Origin of the sequence: Leptolyngbya sp. DQ-M1, from assembly GCF_039962505.1 — a bacterium.
Lineage (GTDB): Bacteria > Cyanobacteriota > Cyanobacteriia > Leptolyngbyales > Leptolyngbyaceae > Leptolyngbya.
In genome coordinates this window covers 37,348-58,901 of record NZ_JAMPLJ010000006.1, presented here as the reverse complement: position 1 = coordinate 58,901, position 21,554 = coordinate 37,348, and the positions used below count along the sequence as shown (strand labels likewise).

Below are 21,554 nucleotides of genomic sequence, written 5' to 3'. Positions count from 1 at the left end.
AACAAAACGTGCTGCTCTGCATACTTCCGAATCCCTTCGAGTACCGGAAAGCGCTCGATCTTTTCCTCCTCACGCCGCTCTTCTTTCTTCACCGTTTGAACCATCAGCCCAAAATCAAACTTCGGCGCTGCTTGTTTTGCCTGCCGTTCTTTTCCCGCAGCATCGGTTAGCGTGTAAAGCTGCCACCACTTTTCGTAAGTGGCACGGATCGACTCAAGATAGGGCTGAAACTTAGAGGACATCGATCGTTGAATTAAGGGCGAGAGGGGATTTAGAGAGTGATCGATCGCGAGATAAAACCCCAAAAGCGCGAATCGAATTTTCCCTGTGTCGAATTCGATCGGCATTGCGGGATATACATAATTCTGTCACGCGAATTCGATTTTCCCTACGTCAAATTCGATTTTCTCTGCGTCGAATTCGATTGGCGCTGCGGAATATACATAATCTCATTGTGTCAATCGAATTCGACAACGTGCGAATTTTATTTCTTTGTGGAATTCACGGAAAACTTGTAAATTGTCCCTCAGCAAGCCGGCTCTACGCCCTTCCAATTTTCAATCTCTCTCAGGGAACAATAACAATACACCTTTTAAAGATGGAGAAAATTCATGCCTACTAAACGTCTCTCCCGCGAGATTCTGCAACAAGATATCGAGTCAATGAATGGGCTGAGTACCATTGCTGGCTATCAAACAAACCGTACAGAAGCAACCCCAGAAGGCTTACAAGCTGCTTACCGAACGATGCTGACTATGCAACAACGCCAAATTGAACAGCAAGTGCTCGCCCGCGAAGCTGCCGAAGCTGCACGTCAGGCAGAACAGGCTTTTCATAATGCGGTTCTTGCGATGAAAGAAGTTGTCAAAGGGCAATTTGGTTCTGATGGCAAAGAAGCACTCGCGATCGGACTCAAGCGCAAATCCGATCGTAAACCTCCTAGCCGTAAACCCAAAGCGGGGTTAGTTGTTCGCTAATTGAGTTCAGTCAACATCAGTAGCTGCTCTATTCCGGGGTAGCTACTTTGCAATTCAGTTACTCAGCAAATTCTTGAGTTCTTGTTCGCGATGTTCGAGCCGTTCCGCTAGCAGATTCACCACAAAGCGATGAATATTCGCAGCTAACAACGGATTAGAACTTTCAATCTGCTCGAATGCCTCAGAAGAGAGGAAATACAGCACACTCGGCTTATCTGCCACAACCGAAGCCATGCGTACCGTTTGGCGATACAAGCCCATCTCACCGATCGTGTTCCCGATCGTATAAGTCCGAATTCGCTTTGTTTGCTTCTGATCCAGGTCTATCACCACGCTCACTTGCCCTGAACCAACAAAGTACAATCCATCAAACGGATCACCCTGATAAAACAAATACTCTCCAGGCTGAAGCACACAGGTTTTCAGCATCAACATCAATCGATCAACCTGCTCCGGATCGAGAAACGCAGACTTCAAATAGCGACGAAAGGCACGATCGGGATACTCTGAACTGGGTTCAAGTTGGATTAACGGGTAAGCTTGTAGGATTTGTTGTTCGCACCATTCTAAGCCACGATCGAGATCATCAAATCGATGACACAACGGAGCAGTTTCATCTAAACAATCTCCCTGACTTAACCATTGCTTTGCTTCACGAGACAATTGCGTAAACAATAGATGCACCTGTTTCTCGGTTGCAAGCTGTCCTAGTTTGGCAAAACTTAACACCGCAGAAGCATCAAGTCCGCTCACTAATCGAAAATCTAGAATGACAAACCTGACTTGTGAATTCTGGTCTAAATGAGCGCGAATTTGATTGAGTAACTTGTTTGCTGTGCCAAAAAAGATCAATCCTTGTAGCTCTAGCACCAAAATCTGCTGACCTTTTGCTTCAAGGATATCCATTTCTTCGGGTGTTCGGAGAACATTGCTGTGATGATATGTCCCTGAGCTAATGCGTTTCGTGATGGCAAGTTGACTATACTGAATCACAAACAGCACGATCGCAGCCATCAATCCGACTGCAATTCCCTGCAAATATCCCGCCGTTGCCGTCACCGCAACAATCAGCAAAATAATCCCGTAGTCCGATCGTGAAAACCGAAACCAAGCTTGATAAATCCACTCATACAAGGGTTCAATTCCATATAGAAGCGGCAGTCCAACCAGAATGAACTTCGGACAGTAGGCTAAACCCTCAGCACTACCAAACGCAATTGCAAAACACAGCGCCGCAATCATTCGTCCGACTAATCGTGATCGTCCACCCAACTGAATCGCGAGTGCTGTTTCATTCAAACTCGAAAACCCACCCGCACCGCCACCTAAACCAGAGGCGATCGAAGCTGCTCCTGCAATCTTCAATTCTTGATTCAGGTCAAAATCGCGTTTCACCAATAGTTCAATGCCATTGGCGTTGAGCAATAACGCGATTGCTTCAACCAGCCACAATGCGGCTAGAGTCGGAAGCTGTTGAGTGATAACTGTCCAATCAGCGTGGGTAACGGCTGGGATCGCAGTAAATTGGAACAATGCACCTGATGGCATTTCTCCGAGTAACCATTGTTGTGTTGTTGCCTCTTGGATTGTGGTTCCGGTAAGTGCAAGCCCAGCATAAAAGAGCGCGATCGATGCCACAATAATGCCTGGAAGCAACAGAAAATGCTGAAACGACTTTGGCAGAACATACATCGCCAGCGCAAAAAACACCGCAGGTAGCCATTGAAGCAGCACATTCGGTTGCAAAAAGACTGACACGGTTAAATGATCATAATCAACATCACTGAGCGACTGAAGCGCACCCTGAACTAACAATAGTCCTGTACTGGCAATAAACCCACCCACGACCGGATAAGGAATAAATCGAATCAGTCCACCAAGCCGAAACTTACCCAACGCCATTAGAATTGCACCGCCCACAATCGAATTCAGCACGATCGTTGCAGACAGCGTGAGTAACTTTTGTTCAGTCGTTGCATTCGGCATCAGTTCGACAATCTGACGCGCAATCAGGCTCAGAACTGGAATCGAATTATCCGAAAGCGTTGCAACTACACCTGGATACGAACTGAATGAAGAAGCGATCGTATTGATCACTGCTGCACTAAACAACAGCACGCCAATTCCCCAGGGAAGCGCCTCAGAGAATCCACCTGAAAAGATGACTGCTCCAAACGAAACGCTGGTAATCACCGTGAGAGTCCCCATTGTTCCACCTGAAATGAGATTCAGGAACAATTGGTTCTCATGCTTTTTGGCAGGTGCATTCTTCACGCGTTGAATTGATAAAAAAGCATGGAAAGCAATTTCAGCCTACACTAGCTCACCAAAACAAGTCACGCGAGATCGATCGAAATCCTTCTTCAGATGGAAACGATTAGTGCAGTCAGAGGGTTAATTTCTGTGTAGGTTCAAACGCTGTGCTTATGGAATTTCAGGAACTCTTCAACGGAATCGTTGTTCAGGGATTATTTGAAGAGTTGTCTAACTTCTTTTCAACTCACTTATTCACCTTTGGTGGGAAGCAATTTTCGATCGGCTCTATGGTCGAATTGTTGTTCCAACTCATCATTGTTCTGGTTATTTCTAACTTAACCAAGCAGCTTTTGAAACAGCGAGTGTTTCCGGGAGTTGGCTTGAATATCGGTACAAGCGAATCCCTGTCCACGATCGGCAGTTACGTAGTGACGCTGATTGGCTTTTTCGTGGTGATTGAATCAACGGGCATTAACTTCAGTTCACTGACGGTGTTTGCAGGCGCGATCGGGCTTGGGTTCGGGATTGGCTTACAGAACATTACCAGTAATTTTATTAGCGGCATCACATTGTTATTTGAGCAGCCTGTTAAGGTTGGAGATTATATTGAGGTTGAGCAATTAGCGGGGATTGTTGAAGACATCTCGATTCGCAGTACAACTATCCGGACAATTAACAATGTGTTTGTGATTGTGCCGAATAGTCGATTTCTAGAGAATGGTGTCGTCAACTGGAGCTATCGCGATCCAAAGTGCCGCATTGTGATCCCGATTTTAGTCGTTGATGAAAGTGATTCGCTTACGGTCATGGAAGCCCTGCTAGCGGCGGCGCGTCAAGAATCACGAGTATTAGCGGCTCCTTCACCGGAAGTCTACTTTAAGGGATTGGATGCTGAAAAATCGATGTTGAAGTTTGAATTGCTGGTGTGGATCGAGCGGCCGATCGAGCAAGATTCAATCAAAAGCGCTCTACAATTCCTGATCGAAGCCGAATTTCGCGATCGCGACCTGGATACGAAAGCGGCTCCGACTGATATCGTGTTTAACGATTTACCCACGATCGCTCAACTGCTGCAAGGCATCCAGAATGGTTCACCGCCTAAAGCGATCGCACCTGACAAACCGATTAGCGGCTGGCTTTTGCGCGATTTGCTGAAGAAAGTGAGCTATTTTCAACATTGTTCTGATGTCGAATTACGCCAAGTGATCGAAAAAGGCTATCGGAAAAAGCTAGCAGCAGGTGAAGTGATTGCGCGGGAAAATGATCCGGGCGATGCGTTTTATTTGATTCTGTCGGGTGCGGTCGAAGTGGTAGTGGAATCGATCGATCAACAAGTGGCAGTCCGACGATCGGGCGAATTTATCGGAGAGATGTCGCTGTTGTTAGGGACACCCCGAAGCGCGACGTTACGCACGATCGAAGATACCATTCTGTTTATCGTGGATCACGCTAATCTACAGAGCTTACTCAGTAGCCATCATGAATTAGCCGACCAGATTGCGGAGGCACTGTCTCAGCGTCAAGAAGCGCTTAAAAGTTTGGGAGTGACCGTGACTGAAGCGACGAAAGAAGAAACGCCATTTCAGTTAATCCGCAAGCAGATCGAGTCAATCTTCGATCTTTAATTCCCCAGATAGATACTGCGGCAGTTGAGTTCGCGGTAAGCTCAGCAACGAACTTATTTCGGCAGCCCACAGCAATGTTATTGTTGCTTTTTCATATTGCTGAAGATATCTATGCGATCGACAGCACTCACATTGTAGAAGTGCTGCCGCTTGTGCTGCTGCGAAAAATTCACCAAGCTCCGAAGCACATCACAGGTGTGTTTCAATATCGCAATTGTATTGTGCCTGTCGTTGACTTATGCCAACTGATTCAGGGGGAGCCTTGCCGATCGCGCTACAGTACCCGAATTATGATGCTGCACTACACCACCAAAAAGGGTAATCGCGCTTATGTCGGATTGTTAGCCGAGCGAGTCACAGAAACGCTCGATCAGCCTGACCTAATGCCGTCGGCTCAAAGTGATAATGGCTCTTACCTAGGTGAAGTCTTGATGCACGAACAAGACATGATTCAGCGATTACGGTGGGAGGCGCTGGTCTCAGATGTTCAAAACGTTGCATTAATTGGGGGAGGAACTGGTTAGGTGAATGCTACAAACAACCATTGAAGCAATGTTAAGACAGAAGATCGGATTAGATGCAAACAGTATCGGCTCAAATTCGATCGCTTATGCGATCAATCAGCGCCGTTTGTGTTGCGGTCTTCCGACCTTGAAAGATTACTACGATCGCCTGAAGCATTCATCTGAAGAACTCGATGCACTGATTGAAACGGTTGTCGTCCCTGAGACTTGGTTCTTTCGCGATCGTGAACCTTTTGTGTGCTTAAAACATTGGATCAAAACTGAGTGGAATCCAAATTCTACCTTGCGCGTTTTATCGGCACCTTGCTCAACTGGGGAAGAACCTTATTCGATCGCGATAACTCTGCTCGAAGCAGGACTAAGCAGCGCTCAGTTTCGGATTGACGCGATCGATATTAGTCAAGTTGCTCTGGAAAAAGCGAAAAGAGCTACTTATACTAAGCGAGCATTCCGGGGAGAAACATCAATTAATCCTGCATATTTTCAAACCGTTGAAGACCGATATCAGGTGCGATCGCACATTCGCGAGACAGTTCAATTCATGCGGAAAAATCTTTTAGAACCGAACAGTTTACTGAGGCATGAATATCAAGTTATTTTCTGTCGAAACCTGCTGATTTATCTAGATCAACCTGCACGATCGCAGGTAATCAACACGCTAGATCAAGCTCTCAGTTTCTCTGGCTTACTATTTGTTGGCTCCGCAGAAACCTTACAGATTTCATCGCGACAGTATCAGCCTGTGGCTCATCCTGTCGCATTTGCTTATCAGAAAATTAAACCGCCCCCAGCCGCACCTCAAAAAGCGTCTATTAAAGCACCCATTGCTGCACCGCCAAAACCAAAGCCTACTCCCGCAGTCTCACTTTCCAAACTAGAGCAAGCTAAACAACTGGTCGATCGCGGACAACTGACCGAAGCCGCACAGCTTTGTAAAGCCCATCTTGCGCTCGATCGCACGAACGCGAACGCCTACTTATTGCTCGGTAAAATCTATCAAGAACTCAATCAAATTCAACCCGCAGAACAAGCCTTTCAAAAAGCAATCTATCTTAACCCTAACTTCTATGATGCTTTGATTGAATTAGCAGTCTTAAAAGAACAACAAGGAGATCTCGCAACAGCAACCCGCCTAAAAGCAAGAGTACAACGGCTTCTCAATTTATAGTTATTACGTTTATGCTGAACAAAATCACCAATCGAATTCTACTGGGATACTCAATCCCGCTAATTTTTCTGATCATCTTAAGCGCGATCGTCTATCGTACCTCTACTCGCACCTTTCAACTCCAAGCCCAAGCCCAAAGAGCCGAGCAAAATATTAGAAATACCGATGCCCTAGTGGATGGCATCAATCGAATGGTCGCGGCCGCTCGGGGATACTATATCTTTCCAGAACAACGAGCAAACTCTACGAGAGTTTACAACGACGGGCGCAGCCAAGCGATCGAAAAAGCTCAACAGCTACAAACTGCCGACAATCCCAGAGTGAGAGGGGCAGCGAATGAATTGTCGCAACTGATCGAGCAGTCCGATGAAACCTTCCAAAATGTTTTTCGCTTAGTGGGTCAGAACAATCTGCCTCAAGCAAGAACACAGCTTTTACGCACTAGAATTACAGACTTACAAGCACGGCGCAATCGAATTGTGAGTGAGCTTGAAAACGAACTTGCTCAGATTCAAGCTTCTGCTGGCGACTCTCAAGGTTTTTTGCTGAGATTAATTATTGTTGGAACGCTGCTCGCACTCATTTTAACCCTGATTGTTGGCTTGTTGAATAGTCTGCCTTTAAGACAGCAGCTTCCCAAAGTCGTGAATGCCGCAGAAGCGATCGCAGACGGAAACCTTGCTTACTCCCTAGATGACACCAAAGACCGAACCGAAGTCGGACAACTGCTGAATGCGTTTCAAAACATGATCAAAAGCTTGAATAAATTAATCTCGCAAGCTCAGCGATCGGGCATTCAAATCAGCACCTCAACCACGCAGATTGCAGCCGCCGGAAAACAACTCGAAGCTACGGTCAACGAGCAGTTTGCGTCAATGAACGAAGTGAATGCAACAGCGCGACAGATTGCGATGACGGCTGGAGGCTTAGTAAAGTCGATGGATGAGGTTGTAAAAACTGCACAAGAAACGACCAATGCTGCATCCAATAGTCAAACGAATCTGGACAAGATTCAATCCGCAATGCAGCGATTAGCTTACGCCACGAATTCGATCTCCTCAAAGCTGAAAGTGATGGACGAAAAGGCAAACAATATCAATACAGTCGTCACCACAATCACAAAGGTTGCGGATCAAACTAACTTGCTATCGCTTAATGCTGCGATCGAAGCTGAGAAAGCTGGAGAATACGGAGCCGGATTTGCAGTCGTGGCGCGTGAAATTCGTCGTCTCGCTGACCAATCCGCAGTGGCAACGCTGGAAATTGAACAGATGGTGAAAGAAATGCAGTCCTCTGTGTCCAGTGGTGTGATTGAGGTTGATAAATTCCGCAATGAAGTGAAGCAATACGTCGAAGAAGTTGGCAATGTGAGTGAGCAAATTGCAAGCTTTATCACAGAAGTTCAGGGACTCACGCCGCAATTTGTCACCGTCAACCGAAGTATGGATGAACAATATCGAGGAGCCGAGCAGATTAGCACTGCGATCGCTCAGTTACGCGATGCTTCACAACAAACCGTCCAGTCGATTCAAGAAACCAACCACGCTCTGAGGCAGCTTGATGATGCAACGAGAGGCTTACAGCGTGAGATTTCGCAGTTCAAGGTGTAAAGCCATGATCACGATCGAGGATATCAATGATTGCTGGAATCGAATTGGCGTAGAAGGCAATCAGACTTGTGAGCGACTGGCGCAGGTGACGCATTGCCACAATTGCTCTGTGTATTCGGAGTCCGGACGGCTTCTGCTCGAACGTGACGTGCCGATCGATTATGTTCAGGAATGGACGACGAGCATTGCTGAGCGCGGATCAGCTTTAAGCGATCGATCAACGGAAGAAATGCTGTCGTTGATTCTGTTTCGACTGGGACAGGAGCAGTTTGCGATTTCAATCCGATCGCTGCAAGAAGTGATTCGTCCGACTCGAATTCATAAGCTGCCTCGGCGGAGCGATCGGTTATTTCTGGGATTAACCAATGTTCGGGGTGAAGTTCTGCTCTGTGCATCCTTGCGAGAGTTTCTCAATCTAGAAGCTGCTGCGTCTTCGGATGACGATCGAATGCTGATTGTCGGCACGTCTCAGCGGAAATGGGTGTTTCCGGTTGATCAAGTGCATGGCATTCATCGTTATCCGCTGCGCCAGATTCAAGCTCCACCCGTTGTGATCACAAAGACAAATGCAGCCTATACCCAGGGCATTGTGATCTGTAACGATCAAAAGGTGAACTATCTGAATGCAGAATTGCTGATTGATACGCTCGATCGGAGATTGCTATGAGCTATTCAATGCGCGATCTGTTTCGGCAAGAAACCCAAACTCAAGTCGATCGCTTAAAACAATCCCTGACTGCTCTCCAACAACAACCCGATCTAATTCATGAAATTGAGAAGGCGTTGCAATCGATTCGGACGATCGTGGGCGTTGCTCATTTGATTGAGTTCGATGCTGCAACTCATTTAGCAGAGGTCATTCAGTCTTGTCTCACTGCGGCTCATGCTGGTCAGCTTTCTCTCACCCCTGACAAGATTGAGTCATTGCTGCATGGCTGTACTTTATTGCTCCAGATGGGTCAGCTCGATCCGGCAAACTCAAAACAATGGTTGTTCAATCACGCTGAGGATTTAGCGAAAACGCAAACTTTGATCGATGATAGCTACCACGTCGATCGACCCCCTCAATTTGAAGTTACTTCATTTCAGCCGGAACAACCCAAGTCGATCGCTTCTCCTGCACAAGAACAAATCGAAGTTATTAAAGAAACAGCCCCACCTGCACCCGCTCAGAACTTAATGCAGAGTGATCCAGAATTGATGGCATTGTTTCGGCAAGAAGTCGAGGCTCAAACTGCAATTCTTAATCGTGGGTTAGTTGCGATCGAAGCGACTCCAAATTCACTCCAAGAACTCGAAGCCTTGATGAGAGCTGCCCACTCGATCAAAGGAGCCGCCCGCATTGTGGGTCTAGATGCTGCAGTCGAGTTAGCTCATCAGATGGAAGATTGTTTCGTCGCTGCTCAAAAACAAACCCTCAGCTTAAATGCTGCCCAGATCGATGCTTTGTTTCGAGGTGTGGATTTAATTCAATCCATTAGCCAAACGCAAGATGTCCAGCAATGGTTCTCTCATCACCGCTCTGAACTAGAAACAATCCACCGATCGCTGTCGCTAGATCAATCCGAACCTATCCTAGCCCCACTCCCCACTCCCACTCCCACTCCCCACTCCCCACTCCCCACTCCCCAACCCGATCCCCCTGAACCTGAAAACACTGCCCAGCTCGATCGCGTCCTACGAGTCAGCGCCGATAATCTCAATCGAATTGTTGGACTTGCCGGAGAATCAATGGTCGAAGCTTACTGGCTTCAACCCTTTGCCGAGTCATTGATGCAGATTCGCTCAAGACAGTTAGCCCTGTCTAAAATGCTAGAAGAACTTCAACAGTCTCACGAAATTGAAGCATTCGACCAATTACGCCAACAAGAGCGAGAATGTCGGAATTTATTGAGCGATCGCATTGCTGAACTCGGTGAATACATTCGCCGCACAGATAACCTCAGCGATCAGCTTTACCGGGAAGTCATTCAATCCCAGATGCGCCCGTTTTCCGATGGAGTGCAAAGCTTTCCTCGCATGGTGCGAGACCTAGCGCGACAGCTTGGAAAACAAGTCAAACTCTCAATTCTCGGCGAAAACACAGCCGTCGATCGCGATATTCTCACCAAACTCGAAGCACCCTTGACTCATCTTTTAAGAAATGCTCTAGATCATGGCATAGAGCCTCCCGAAGAGCGCATCAGTGCCGGAAAATCTCCCGAAGGCACCATTCAGCTTGAAGCGTTCCATCGGGGTGGAATGCTCGTCATTACAGTCTCCGATGATGGTCGGGGGATTGATCCAAATCAGGTACGGCAACAGGTAATTCGCCGTCGGCTTGCACCTCCAGAAGTGGCCCGTCGCATGACCCATACAGAACTGATGGAATTTCTTTTTCTCCCTGGGTTTTCGCTGTCTAAAAAAGTCACAGAACTTTCTGGACGCGGTGTTGGACTAGATATTGCAAAAGCGATGGCGCAGGAAGTCGGCGGTACTGTCCGCGCCATCGTTTCACCGGGAACCGGAACGAGCTTTCACTTTCAGTTACCGCTGACGCTTTCTGTAGTCCGAACCTTACTGGTCGAGGTTTCTAGCGAACAATATGCATTTCCTCTCTCGCGCATCGATCGTGTCCTCCGCCTCGATCGTGCGGAAATCTCCCTGGTCGAAAACCAGCCGTACTTTACGTTCAACGAGCAAAACATCGGTTTAATCTCTCTGGCTCAAGTGTTTGATTTACCCCACGCGCCTGCACTGCCTGATTCTCTTTGCGTGGTGATTTTGAGCTACCAATCCGCACAGTATGGATTAATTGTCGATCGCACGTTAGGAGAGCGAGAGTTAGTCGTGCGTCCGCTCGATCCGCGTCTAGGAAAAGTTCAAGATATCAGCGCCGCAGCGTTAATGACGGATGGCTCATTAATTCTGATTGTGGATGTTTCGGACTTGGTGCGGTCGATCAACACATTGCTCGATGCGGGGCGACTCACTGCTCCGCGCCACACTGAAACCACAGAGCCGAAAAAGCGAATTCTGGTCGTGGATGACTCGATTACGGTGCGTGAAGTCGAACGCAAGCTGCTGGAAAAACAAGGCTATCAAGTCGATGTCGCGATCGATGGAATGGAAGGTTGGAATGCAGTTCGCAATCAGACTTATGATTTAGTGATTACAGATATTGATATGCCTAGAATGAACGGAATCGAGCTAATTCAGCAAGTTAAAGCTAGCCCGCATCTACGATCGACTCCAGTGATTGTGGTGTCTTATCGCGATCGAGAATCTGATCGACTGCAAGGACTCGAAGCGGGAGCGGATTATTATTTAACTAAAAATAGCTTTCAGGATGACTCTTTGATTCAGGCAGTCGTTGACTTGATCGGGCAGTAAGCTATGAGAATTGCGATCGTCAATGATATGAGCTTAGCCGTGGAAGCGCTGCGACGAGTGTTAATGCAGGCTCCTCAACATCAGGTTGCTTGGATTGCCTACACCGGTGCAGAAGCGGTACAAAAATGCGCTCAGGATCAACCCGATTTGATTTTAATGGATCTGTTTATGCCAGAAATGGACGGCATCGAAGCGACGCGGCAAATCATGCAGCGATCGCCCTGTGCCATTCTGGTAGTGACAGCAGATGTGGAGCATAGTTCTGCAAAAGTGTTTGAAGCAATGGGACATGGCGCACTCGATGCTGTCAATACACCTATTCTCAGCAGTTCAGGAACGCCCGAAGATGCACGGTTACTGCTGTCAAAGATCAAAACCATTGGCAAACTGATTGGAAAGACTGAGTTTACTCCCATCCAGTCACGATCGCCCTTAGTCGTCATTGGGGCTTCAACAGGCGGGCCAAAAGCCATTGTCACAATTCTTGCTCAATTGCCACCCGATTTTAGCGCTGCGATCGTGATTGTGCAGCACGTTGATGTGCAGTTTGCGATGGGAATGATTGATTGGTTAGATCAACAAACCGCGCTCCCTGTCAGCAAAGCCATGAGCGGCGATCGACCCACAAAAGGTAAAGTCTTATTTGCTTGTAGCAATGATCATCTCTGTTTGCAATCGAACGGAACCTTAGCTTATACGCCCTATCCAACCGATTATCCTTACCGTCCGTCCGTCGATGTCTTCTTCAAAAGCGTGGCACAATATGGAAAAGATCAAGGTGCTGCTATTTTACTCACAGGTATGGGGCGGGATGGAGCAGAAGGATTGAGAACATTGCGTCAGCGAGGCTGGTACACGATCGCTCAAGCTGGGGAAAGCTGTGTGGTCTATGGAATGCCCAAAGCCGCGATCGAGCTAAATGCGGCTGTGGATGTGCTCAACCCTGACGCGATCGCTACTGCCTTACTGCACCGTTTCCATTGATCATGAGTATGAGCGATCCCATCACAGTTCTACTCATTGACGATCAAGCGATCATTAGCGAAGCCATCCAAAAGATGCTGGCTCCTGAAGCAGATATTGCCTTCCACTACTGCAACAATCCACTTTATGCGCTGAAAGCCGCAGCACAATGCAATCCTACTGTGATTTTGCAGGATCTAGTGATGCCTCAAATGGATGGATTATTGGTGGTGCGATTTTTGCGATCGCAAGATGCCCCGACTGCGGATGTGCCCCTGATTGTTCTATCTAGCAAAGAAGAACCCCTGATCAAGGCTCAAGCTTTTGAACTGGGTGCAAACGATTATTTAGTGAAGTTGCCCGATCGGGTTGAACTGATTGCCCGGATTCGCTATCACTCCAGAGCCTACAATAACCTCCGCAAGCGCCAAGAAGCCGAAGCCCAACTGCGCGATGAGAACCTGCGTCAAGCACAGTACATTGAGCAAGTGAATAAGCTCACCAAAGCAGCCGTCTCGGTTGAAGAACATACCTTTAAGCCCGAAGATTTAGGCGAAGTCAGCGATCGCGATGATGAACTTGGGCAGCTATCGCGTGTGTTTGTTCAAATGGTCGGCACGGTTAACACTCGCCAGGAAGAACTCAAGCGGCTGAATGAATCCTTTGCCCGATTCTTTCCGTCTGAGTATCTACGATTTCTCCGCAAAGAGTCTGTCACCGAAGTGCAGTTGGGCGATTATGTCAGTAAAACAATGGCAGTGATGTTTAGTGACATTCGATCGTTCACGACGATTTCAGAATCGATGTCGCCGCAGGATAATTTTAACTTTGTCAATGCTTATCTCAAGCGTGTCAGTCCAGAAATTCGCAATCACTATGGCATTATTGTCAAATTTCTCGGTGATGGCATGATGGCAGTGTTTCCAGAAGGAGCAGACGATGCGGTGGCGGCTGGAGTCGCGAAACAGCTTCGGGTACAAGAATACAATGTCGAGCGAATGGCACGGGGAGATTTGCCGGTTCAAGTTGGCATCGGAATTCATGTGGGACACATGATGTTGGGCATGGTTGGGGAAACGAATCGGATTCAAGGCGATGCGTTTTCGGATACCGTCAACCTCACCTCTCGACTGGAAGGACTGACCAAATACTATGGAGTTTCGATGTTAATCTCTGGACAAACCTTGGAGTATTTGAGTAATCCGGGGCAATATCAAATTCGCTTTCTCGATCGAGCGATCGTCAAAGGACGCAACGAACCAATCACCGTGTATGAAATTTTAGATGCAGAGACAGAAGAAAATCGGTTGCTGAAGCGGCAAACTCAGCCCCTATTTGATCAGGGGATTGAGTGTTACCGAGAAGCGAAGTTCGATCAAGCAAAATGCCATTTTGAAGAGGTTCTAAAGGCAAATCCTAACGATTACACGGCACAACTTTATGTTGATCGGGTAACGGAATTGCTCGATCGAGGAGTTCTCAAAGACTGGACAGACACTTGGACATTTGATGAAAAGTAAATTTGATGAAAAGTAATCTGTGCAATATCCTACTCTGTGCATATGCAGAGTTCCTTTTCAACAAATTTCACTGATTTTTTGTACCAATGGTGAATTTTGACATAGGATACAGTCAATCTGTATATGGACAAGTTTGAATAATGAACGTTTTAGCGAAAGTTGAGACTGGAAACGACGTGAATGAAAATGACTTTACAACTTATCTTGATCCGACTCTAATTCAGTCGGCGCGGCTGATTTATGAAACCTATTTTGCCGTCCATCCTGAGATCGATCGTCCGTTGGGCGTGGCGATTAATCGAATTACGCATCGCGGCAAAATCATTTTTTCGGGCAAGCCAGTTTTACTACCTCAAGAATGTTTTGTGCCGTTTGAATTAATCGAGTAAAAATCACAAGAGAAGGGCACGAATTTCAGCTCGATCGAGTTAAATGAAGTCTGCCCTGATGCTTGCTGAATGTATGGATCTTCTTGCTGTCCCAGCTCTGGTTTTGGTGTTTTTTGTGGGTGCCTCGATCGGGAGCTTTCTGAATGTCGTAATCTACCGCTTGCCTGCGGGACTCTCGCTGATTTATCCGCCGTCGCGCTGTCCCCACTGCCTCACTCGCCTGCGAAAACGCGAGAATATTCCTGTGTTCGGTTGGCTACGCCTGAAAGGAAAATGCGCTCATTGTAAAAGCTCGATCGCACCCCGCTACCCGCTCATCGAAGCGATCACGGGCATTTTATTTGTCATCGTGTTCTGGATTTTCGGCATCTCGATCCAAACGCTTGGATACTGGACATTTCTCAGTTGGCTGCTTGCACTGGCGATGATTGATCTCGATACGATGACGTTACCAAATCCATTGACGCAATCGGGATTAGTGTTGGGGTTGGTGTTCAGCACGATCGTTGGCTTTTTAAGCGGCGGCATCGTCGGCGCAATTGGGGGATTCATTACGGCTGTAATCGGCGCGATCGTCGGAATTTGGCTATTGGATCTCATTGCGATCGTCGCTTCGATGATTCTGGGACAAACAGCCATGGGAGCCGGGGACTCGAAGCTAATGGCGATGATCGGCGCGTGGCTGGGCTGGCAGTTGATGCTGATCGGGGGATTTTTGGCGTGTTTGACGGGGGCGATCGTGGGAATTGCCGCGCTAAAATTGGGGCGATTGTCGCGTCGTCAAGCGATGCCGTTTGGCCCGTTTCTAGCACTGGGGGCGGGTTTGAGCTTGTTTTATGGTCAAGCGATGCTATCGAGCTACCTGCAATTATTTGCCCTCTGATTTCTCCGGACAGCAGGATCAACAAGAGCGGTAAAATGAGGCTTGATTAGCGTGAATTTAAAGGCAACGGATGCGTATCTCTCTCAATTGGCTGCGGGAACTGATAGATATTTCAATGACCCCGGAGGCGTTGGCGGAAAAGCTGACGATGGCGGGGTTTGAGGTCGAAGACATAGAAGATCGACGCACTTGGGCAGATGGAGTCGTCGTTGGGAAAGTGCTGACGCGAGAACAGCATCCGAATGCCGATCGCTTGAGTGTTTGCACAGTCGATATTGGCGGTGAAAGTCCCTCTCAAATCGTTTGCGGTGCGGCAAATGTCCGAGCCGATATTTTTGTGGCAGTGGCAACGCTTGGAACTTACTTACCGAATGTTGATCTAAAAATTAAGCCTGCCAAGCTCAGAGGCGTGGAATCCAAAGGGATGATTTGTTCTTTGTCGGAACTGGGTCTGACTAAAGAATCAGAAGGTATTCACATCTTTGATGAGACTGTGACGGGCGCGTTGCAGCCGGGAATGGATGTGCGTCCGCTGCTTGGATTAGATGATGCCATTTTAGACTTGACTTCGACCGCAAATCGGGCTGATGCGCTTAGTCTAGTGGGCATTGCGCGAGAAGTCGCAGCGTTAACAGGCGGAACGCTGCGACTCCCGCAACCTGCCGCACCGCAAGTCGAGCAAAATCGCTCTTTGTCAATCAACATCAGCGATGCTCAAGCTTGCCCGACCTACATCGGAACGATGATCGAGAACGTCAAGATTGCACCGTCGCCGTTGTGGTTGCAGCGTCGATTGTTAGCATCAGGAGTACGATCGATCAACAACATTGTCGATGTGACCAATTACATCATGCTCGAATGGGGTCAACCGCTTCATGCGTTTGATCTCGATCGTTTGATTCAAGTCGCTGGAAGTGATCAAATCGAAATGGGTGTGCGATTTGCACGATCGGGCGAATCGGTGAAAACACTCGATGGTCAAGACCGCAAACTGCAAGAGCAAGCCTTGTTAATCACAGTGAACGACAAGCCGACGATGTTAGCAGGGGTGTTTGGCGGAGAAGAAACAGAAGTCAGCGATACGACTCAGAATGTACTGCTCGAAGCGGCGATTTTTGATTCTGCGGCAATTCGTAAATCGGCACGATCGCAAGGCTTGAGAACTGAAGCATCGGCGCGGTATGAGCGCGGGGTCAACTGGGCAGGACTGGAAACCGCTTGCCGTCGAGCGATCGAACTCATTCTCGAAACGGCAGGCGGAACGGTCACAGCGCAAAGCACGATCGACCATCGACAAGGTACTTTAACGAGAACGATCGAGCTTCGCTTAGAGCGCGTTCGCGAAGTGTTAGGTATGGTCGAACTCGATGAGGATTTAGGCGAACTCCAAGCGAGTGATATCGAACGCACCTTAACGGCTTTGGGCTGTGAGTTGCAGTCGAACGGTTCAGAAACCTGGATTGTGACTGTTCCGCCTTATCGCTATCGGGACTTAGAGCGCGAGATCGATTTGATCGAAGAAATTGCGCGGCTTTATGGATACAACAAGTTCACAGATACTTTGCCGGATAAGACTGAGCTAGGGTATTTGTCGATCGATCAGGTGATTAAGCGCAAAGTTCGCGAAGCATTCCGAGCCGCAGGTTTAACCGAAGTGATGCACTATTCCTTGGGTAAACCTGGAGAAGAACGTCAGGTTGTTCTGGCAAATCCGCTGTTTACGGAATACTCTGCCCTGAGAACTGATTTGATCAATGGCTTGATCGAGGCATTCCAATACAACTTAGAGCAAGGCAATGGAGCCTTGAACGGGTTTGAGGTGGGTCACATCTTTGCTCAAGAAGAAGAACTGATCGAATCTGAAGCGATCGCGGGCATTCTCGGCGGCGATCCGGCTCAGGGTAAGTGGGTACGTGGGGGTAAAGACCAGCCGATGACCTGGTTTGAAGCAAAAGGCGTTTTAGATAGCGTCTTCGATCGTGTTGGTTTAACCGTGGAATACCAGCCCGATCGTCGTGATGCTCGACTGCATCCGGGACGTACTGCTTCATTGTGGGTGAAAGGTGAACGCTTAGGAACCTTTGGGCAACTCCATCCCCAACTGCGTCAAGAGCGCGGATTACCGGATGAAGTGTATGTGTTCCAGCTTAATCTCGATGTCGTGATTCAACAGCTTGAGACGGACGAAGCAATGGTTTCGATCTTCAAGCCGTTCTCAACTTATCCCGCTTCCGATCGCGATATTGCGTTCTTCGCAGCGCGTGACGTTGCGGTGAGCGATTTAGAGCGCACGATCGTCAAAGCAGGCGGTAAGCTGCTCGAATCCGTGGAACTGTTTGATGAGTACATAGGTGATCGGGTTCCGGCGGGTCAAAGAAGCCTTGCCTTCCGGCTGGTGTATCGAGCGGACGATCGCACCTTGAAAGATGAAGATGTCGATCCGGTTCATCAGAAAGTGCGTGAAGCATTAACCGAGAAATTCCGCGTAGAACTGAGAAGCTAAGGAGTGAGATTGTGCCTAAATACGTGGTTTGGGGGAGCTATTGCGAAGATGTGCTAGAAAAAAGAGCACCATATCGCCAAGCTCATTTAGATGGACTCGCCAAACAAAAAGAAGATGGAATTTTGATTACGATCGGCCCGACCAAAGATGTAACTAAAGTGTTTGGGATTTACGAGGCTGAGAATGAAGCGATCGTGCGTGATTTGATTGAGTCTGATCCGTATTGGCAAAACCAAATCTGGACGGAATACGACATTAAAGAATGGATTCAGGCGATTTAAGCGATCGTCGCTTAAAAGTTACCGTTCGACTTTTTTGCTGCGTTGCAAACTACTTGCAACGCAGCAAAACTGTATATCTGTAATTCTTACCGAACACTCCGCACTAAAAAGTTCGCTTGACCACAACTTCTTCGCGATCGTCGTAACACTTCTTCACTACAAGTCCCAGGCTTGCCATCTTTCGAGTAGCACACCAGCGTTTCTTGTAAAAACCGTCCTGACCCCGAACAACTCGGAGCAACACTGTTTGCTGTAAAACCAGGATTAGCCCTGACAAAATCCTGTTTAAACTGCGTCAAAGTCACACGAAATGGTTGAGTTGGGCGGACATAGCGATCGGGAATCGTAACACTCTCTTTGAACGTTTTTGACAATTGGTGGTATTGCACTTGAGATAGACCTGAACAAGTTCCATGCTTTTCCCATTCGTGACTGTATAGCTTTGAACTGGGATAAAGACCCGGAAACTGTTGCTGCATTCTTGGGTTAAATGCTTCGGTAGTGCAGTTTTGTGGATAGCCGCGATCGTACTGGGGCCACAACCCATGCAGGACAAAGCCTAATTGCCGTCCTGCGCCGCATTGTTGAGGATCGCGGTTGCCATTCGTTGCACAGTAATCCGGCGACCAAGAAAGCGCCATCACATAATAATCGAATTGTCCTGGAACATTCCGAGTTTGCTGAGCAGGTTTGGGACGAGAAGGACGTGCTTCTGAAATCCCTGGAAGGGCGCAAATTCCAGCCAGCAGTAGAGTTGGAATAATGGCTTTTTTGAACATCGCTTTTCTGAACACAAAGAGTCCTTGTAGAATCAATTAGAGCAATCTGAATTTCGGAGCTTGAGAAGCAAACCGAGATTATTGTAGGTTAAAGCCTTAGTCCGATCGACTCAAATCTTGCTCTGTTCCACAGTTGCGACAGTAGGGTAAGTGCTTGTAAGTTGGCTGGTGGCAGTTGTGGCACTCTAAATTTTGATGATAGCCACAGTGCGGACAGTAGTTTTCATTGTGCTTCAAGGTTCTCGTACAGTTAAGACAGCGAGACTGTTGCACTAATGCAGAAGGCGGGAGTTTAGTCCGAACGGCAATCTTTTGGAAGAGCTTGATCAGGGCAAATCCTGCGATCGGAATGAGCAAAATATAGGCATAGCTCACCAGAAACAGCAATCCACCAAAAATCGCGCTGATGATATCGAACAAAAACTTGAATAATGCACCAACTTGCAGAAATTCAAAGATTTTCAGAATCAGCGGGATAAAGAAGATGATCAGCAAATGCCAGCTAATCAGTGCAACCAGTCCATAGCGTCTCCGCTCCGCAAACCGGTAGACCAATCCTGCACCAATCAACAGAGGCACAAGGAACAAGGCTTGAAAGGCGAGCTGAATGCTGGGATACCAGAAGGATGCTTGTTTATATCCCCGCTCAACCTCAGAGAACGCTCCATCATTTCTAAGAAAATTAAAAAACTCAACGCTTTCAGGTTTTGTGACTAATTCCGTTCTAAGCTTGGCAATCTCTCCTCTCAGTTGAGCAATCTGCTGATTGTTTTGATCGAGTTGTGCTTTAGCTTTCTCGGCACCCACATTATTAATCGATTGGTCACGATCTTGTCCTGCAATCTTTTCCAGCAGCGTCGAATCGTATTGAGCGCGAATGGTGCGATTAGAATTCTCCAGATTGCCAATGCTGTTTTGTTTTTGGTCGATCGTTTTAACAAGCTTCTGGTTTGTAGGATTATCAACCTTGTCTTTCAGTCCTCCAAACGCTAGACAAGTCGGTGAAACACTTCCTAATCTTCCCTGATTCGCTTGCTGATATCGCTCCTGAAATCCCAGCGATCGCGGCGATGTTTCTCCTGGCAATATCTCAGGAGAGTTATTCACCACGGCGCTACGAACTCTCTCGAAATCTTTGTTTTGTGCGGTAGAAGTTCGATAGTCGCGCCACTCCGAATAGCAGGGATAAGCCTCATTCGGGCTGATTGTCCAATTACTAATATCATTCAGACCCGTAAATACATTAACTAAAATGAAGATATCGATCAAAATGATCACAATCAAACTCACTGCATTCAGTGGTTGTTTGTTGATCGATCGAGTCCGCCTAAAAAATTGTTGTAGCGATCGCTGAAATCTTCTCAACATAATCTGTCTCATCGCCTGAATCGGGGATTATTCAGGTGAAGTGGTTAGAACACATCCCCGTTGTGCTTTCTCTATCTAAAAGGAGATGCAGACCAAAGAGGATCGGCAATGTGACAGGTTTCTAACTTGCCTAAGATTCAGAAAAGTGCGATCGCCCAAATTTAATTTCGATCCTGATGGGAATCGTAGTGCTTTCTTGAAATTTTTCGGCTTAAAAAATCTCGTTTGATAATCTCATAAGCTTGTTTATAAATCTGGAAATCAGTCGGTTTTTCAGGCTCTGGAATACTCTGCGTTACCGTGTGAAAGGCTTGAAACAGAGCATTCAATCCAGCGATCGCATCTTCAAGCGGAATCGCAGCGTGAAACCCATCTTTGCTGAATCGAGTTGCATAGACAAGCTGATGGCGCTGTGCCAATTTCTCTAGCTTGTTTTCATGCACCAGTCGTGACACCTCGGTTATATTTGCACCGATTAATCGAGCTACTTTAGTTGCTGTTTCTTCGTCGGGGTTGCTTTGCTTGAGGCAAATCCACCCAAATCCCGCCCGCGAAATATTTACCTCTCTTGCAAGCTGGCTCATATTCGTCTGCGGATTTTCCTCTAAATACTGCAACACAAGCTGACCAAAAGCAGAGCACTCATCAGAATTTAGCTTTAATGAATTCATATTAATATCCAATCATTCCTATTGAGTACAACATCGAAACGAGTGTACTGATGTTCAGCGTAGGAATCCGTCATCAAAGCATCATCTGTCTATCGTGTCTATCTTAGGGCTTCGTTAGACGCATTTGGGGATCACACCACAGACTGGTGAATTGCGATCGCGCAACCTCTTTACTCTTAAGTAAAAGCACTCCGATTACTTAAGAAAAGAAGGAGGTAAATGTGAGTTTTTTTCAACAAGGGCGTAGATTTTTAACCGCGATCGCGCTCGTTCTTCTGTTAACACTAACAACCGCATGTGGTGGGACAGCAACGGCAAAACAACCCCCCGCTCAAGCGCAAAGCGATCGCACCAGTAGCTATGGACAACTTGCCTATGGCAATTCGTCTGCGGGTCAAGACTTTGGTACCTGGGTGATCAGTGCCAGTAAAGGCTTGATCAAGGATGCTTATGTGCGGGACAACAACAAGCTAGGGGTAGTGATTTCGCCTCAAGTTCGACCCAACGAAGTGAGAGACTTAGCTCGATCGCTGGCTCAAGGCTTCCACAAGAATTTTCCGAATCAAGATTTAACAGTTTTAGTTTATGCGCCTGATAAAAAGCTGATTCTGACTGCTCAATATGATGAGCAATCGAAGCAGATCCAGTATCAAGCTGGTTAGTAA

General features: G+C 47.4%; 18 protein-coding genes. 14 read left to right on the top strand and 4 right to left on the bottom strand.

The window, feature by feature from the left end; all coding sequences use genetic code 11:
- Positions 1-611: 611 nt before the first annotated feature.
- Positions 612-977, top strand: coding sequence for a hypothetical protein (locus tag NC981_RS18405; protein WP_190378391.1), 366 nt, complete (start codon positions 612-614; stop codon positions 975-977).
- 54 nt (positions 978-1,031) lie between these two features.
- Here NC981_RS18405 and NC981_RS18400 read toward each other — a convergent pair whose 3' ends face one another.
- On the bottom strand, positions 1,032-3,251 hold the full coding sequence (locus NC981_RS18400) for a solute carrier family 23 protein (RefSeq protein WP_348244279.1): 2,220 nt from the start codon (positions 3,249-3,251) through the stop codon (positions 1,032-1,034).
- A gap of 152 nt (positions 3,252-3,403) precedes the next feature.
- Here NC981_RS18400 and NC981_RS18395 point away from each other — a divergent pair, with 152 nt between their 5' ends.
- The 12 genes from NC981_RS18395 (at position 3,404) to NC981_RS18340 (ending at position 18,071) form a co-directional block, all read left to right on the top strand.
- The gene (locus NC981_RS18395; RefSeq protein WP_348244278.1) at positions 3,404-4,858 is read left to right on the top strand and encodes a mechanosensitive ion channel domain-containing protein; all 1,455 of its coding nucleotides are present in this window, start codon (positions 3,404-3,406) and stop codon (positions 4,856-4,858) included.
- Positions 4,859-4,932: 74 nt separating this feature from the next.
- Positions 4,933-5,382: a chemotaxis protein CheW gene (locus tag NC981_RS18390; RefSeq protein WP_348244277.1), complete on the top strand. Its 450-nt coding sequence runs from the start codon at positions 4,933-4,935 to the stop codon at positions 5,380-5,382.
- 4 nt (positions 5,383-5,386) lie between these two features.
- On the top strand, positions 5,387-6,550 hold the full coding sequence (locus tag NC981_RS18385) for a CheR family methyltransferase (RefSeq protein ID WP_348244276.1): 1,164 nt from the start codon (positions 5,387-5,389) through the stop codon (positions 6,548-6,550).
- A gap of 11 nt (positions 6,551-6,561) precedes the next feature.
- Positions 6,562-8,160 carry a methyl-accepting chemotaxis protein gene (locus NC981_RS18380; RefSeq protein WP_348244275.1) on the top strand — a complete coding sequence of 533 codons (1,599 nt, stop codon included), beginning with the start codon at positions 6,562-6,564 and terminating at the stop codon, positions 8,158-8,160.
- A 4-nt stretch (positions 8,161-8,164) separates the two neighbouring features.
- On the top strand, positions 8,165-8,827 hold the full coding sequence (locus tag NC981_RS18375; protein WP_348244274.1) for a chemotaxis protein CheW: 663 nt from the start codon (positions 8,165-8,167) through the stop codon (positions 8,825-8,827).
- Positions 8,824-11,532 (top strand): hybrid sensor histidine kinase/response regulator, encoded by a 2,709-nt coding sequence (locus tag NC981_RS18370; RefSeq protein WP_348244273.1) that lies wholly within the window; start codon positions 8,824-8,826, stop codon positions 11,530-11,532. The genes NC981_RS18375 and NC981_RS18370 overlap by 4 nt, the downstream gene beginning before the upstream one ends.
- Positions 11,533-11,535: 3 nt before the next feature.
- On the top strand, positions 11,536-12,516 hold the full coding sequence (locus NC981_RS18365) for a chemotaxis response regulator protein-glutamate methylesterase (protein WP_348244272.1): 981 nt from the start codon (positions 11,536-11,538) through the stop codon (positions 12,514-12,516).
- An 8-nt stretch (positions 12,517-12,524) separates the two neighbouring features.
- The gene (locus tag NC981_RS18360; protein ID WP_348244271.1) at positions 12,525-14,015 is read left to right on the top strand and encodes an adenylate/guanylate cyclase domain-containing protein; all 1,491 of its coding nucleotides are present in this window, start codon (positions 12,525-12,527) and stop codon (positions 14,013-14,015) included.
- Between the two features lie 140 nt (positions 14,016-14,155).
- Positions 14,156-14,404: a hypothetical protein gene (locus NC981_RS18355; protein ID WP_190378401.1), complete on the top strand. Its 249-nt coding sequence runs from the start codon at positions 14,156-14,158 to the stop codon at positions 14,402-14,404.
- Positions 14,405-14,477: 73 nt separating this feature from the next.
- A complete protein-coding gene (locus NC981_RS18350; RefSeq protein WP_348244498.1) occupies positions 14,478-15,287 on the top strand; it encodes a prepilin peptidase in 810 nt (269 codons plus the stop codon).
- A gap of 70 nt (positions 15,288-15,357) precedes the next feature.
- Positions 15,358-17,790: a phenylalanine--tRNA ligase subunit beta gene (pheT, locus tag NC981_RS18345; protein ID WP_348244270.1), complete on the top strand. Its 2,433-nt coding sequence runs from the start codon at positions 15,358-15,360 to the stop codon at positions 17,788-17,790.
- Between the two features lie 11 nt (positions 17,791-17,801).
- Positions 17,802-18,071: a YciI family protein gene (locus NC981_RS18340; protein WP_190378403.1), complete on the top strand. Its 270-nt coding sequence runs from the start codon at positions 17,802-17,804 to the stop codon at positions 18,069-18,071.
- Positions 18,072-18,157: 86 nt separating this feature from the next.
- Here NC981_RS18340 and NC981_RS18335 read toward each other — a convergent pair whose 3' ends face one another.
- From NC981_RS18335 to NC981_RS18325, 3 genes are all read right to left on the bottom strand, one after another.
- On the bottom strand, positions 18,158-18,850 hold the full coding sequence (locus NC981_RS18335; RefSeq protein ID WP_348244269.1) for a ribonuclease: 693 nt from the start codon (positions 18,848-18,850) through the stop codon (positions 18,158-18,160).
- Between the two features lie 96 nt (positions 18,851-18,946).
- Entirely contained in the window at positions 18,947-20,218 is a 1,272-nt protein-coding gene (locus NC981_RS18330; RefSeq protein WP_348244268.1) for a hypothetical protein, read from the bottom strand.
- Between the two features lie 161 nt (positions 20,219-20,379).
- Positions 20,380-20,889: a hypothetical protein gene (locus tag NC981_RS18325; RefSeq protein WP_348244267.1), complete on the bottom strand. Its 510-nt coding sequence runs from the start codon at positions 20,887-20,889 to the stop codon at positions 20,380-20,382.
- 221 nt (positions 20,890-21,110) lie between these two features.
- On the opposite strand from NC981_RS18325, the gene NC981_RS18320 reads away from it, so the two are divergent.
- A complete protein-coding gene (locus tag NC981_RS18320; RefSeq protein ID WP_348244266.1) occupies positions 21,111-21,551 on the top strand; it encodes a hypothetical protein in 441 nt (146 codons plus the stop codon).
- Positions 21,552-21,554: the final 3 nt, after the last annotated feature.

Excerpts from the sequence above, each read along its gene's own strand:
- NC981_RS18405 (WP_190378391.1), top strand. The coding sequence starts at position 612 with ATGCCTACTAAACGTCTCTCCCGCGAGATTCTGCAACAAGATATCGAG.
- NC981_RS18395 (WP_348244278.1), top strand. The coding sequence starts at position 3,404 with ATGGAATTTCAGGAACTCTTCAACGGAATCGTTGTTCAGGGATTATTT.
- NC981_RS18390 (WP_348244277.1), top strand. The coding sequence starts at position 4,933 with ATGTTATTGTTGCTTTTTCATATTGCTGAAGATATCTATGCGATCGAC.
- NC981_RS18385 (WP_348244276.1), top strand. The coding sequence starts at position 5,387 with ATGCTACAAACAACCATTGAAGCAATGTTAAGACAGAAGATCGGATTA.
- NC981_RS18380 (WP_348244275.1), top strand. The coding sequence starts at position 6,562 with ATGCTGAACAAAATCACCAATCGAATTCTACTGGGATACTCAATCCCG.
- NC981_RS18375 (WP_348244274.1), top strand. The coding sequence starts at position 8,165 with ATGATCACGATCGAGGATATCAATGATTGCTGGAATCGAATTGGCGTA.
- NC981_RS18370 (WP_348244273.1), top strand. The coding sequence starts at position 8,824 with ATGAGCTATTCAATGCGCGATCTGTTTCGGCAAGAAACCCAAACTCAA.
- NC981_RS18365 (WP_348244272.1), top strand. The coding sequence starts at position 11,536 with ATGAGAATTGCGATCGTCAATGATATGAGCTTAGCCGTGGAAGCGCTG.
- NC981_RS18360 (WP_348244271.1), top strand. The coding sequence starts at position 12,525 with ATGAGCGATCCCATCACAGTTCTACTCATTGACGATCAAGCGATCATT.
- NC981_RS18355 (WP_190378401.1), top strand. The coding sequence starts at position 14,156 with ATGAACGTTTTAGCGAAAGTTGAGACTGGAAACGACGTGAATGAAAAT.
- NC981_RS18350 (WP_348244498.1), top strand. The coding sequence starts at position 14,478 with ATGGATCTTCTTGCTGTCCCAGCTCTGGTTTTGGTGTTTTTTGTGGGT.
- pheT (WP_348244270.1), top strand. The coding sequence starts at position 15,358 with ATGCGTATCTCTCTCAATTGGCTGCGGGAACTGATAGATATTTCAATG.
- NC981_RS18335 (WP_348244269.1), bottom strand. The coding sequence starts at position 18,850 with ATGTTCAAAAAAGCCATTATTCCAACTCTACTGCTGGCTGGAATTTGC.
- NC981_RS18330 (WP_348244268.1), bottom strand. The coding sequence starts at position 20,218 with ATGTTGAGAAGATTTCAGCGATCGCTACAACAATTTTTTAGGCGGACT.
- NC981_RS18325 (WP_348244267.1), bottom strand. The coding sequence starts at position 20,889 with ATGAATTCATTAAAGCTAAATTCTGATGAGTGCTCTGCTTTTGGTCAG.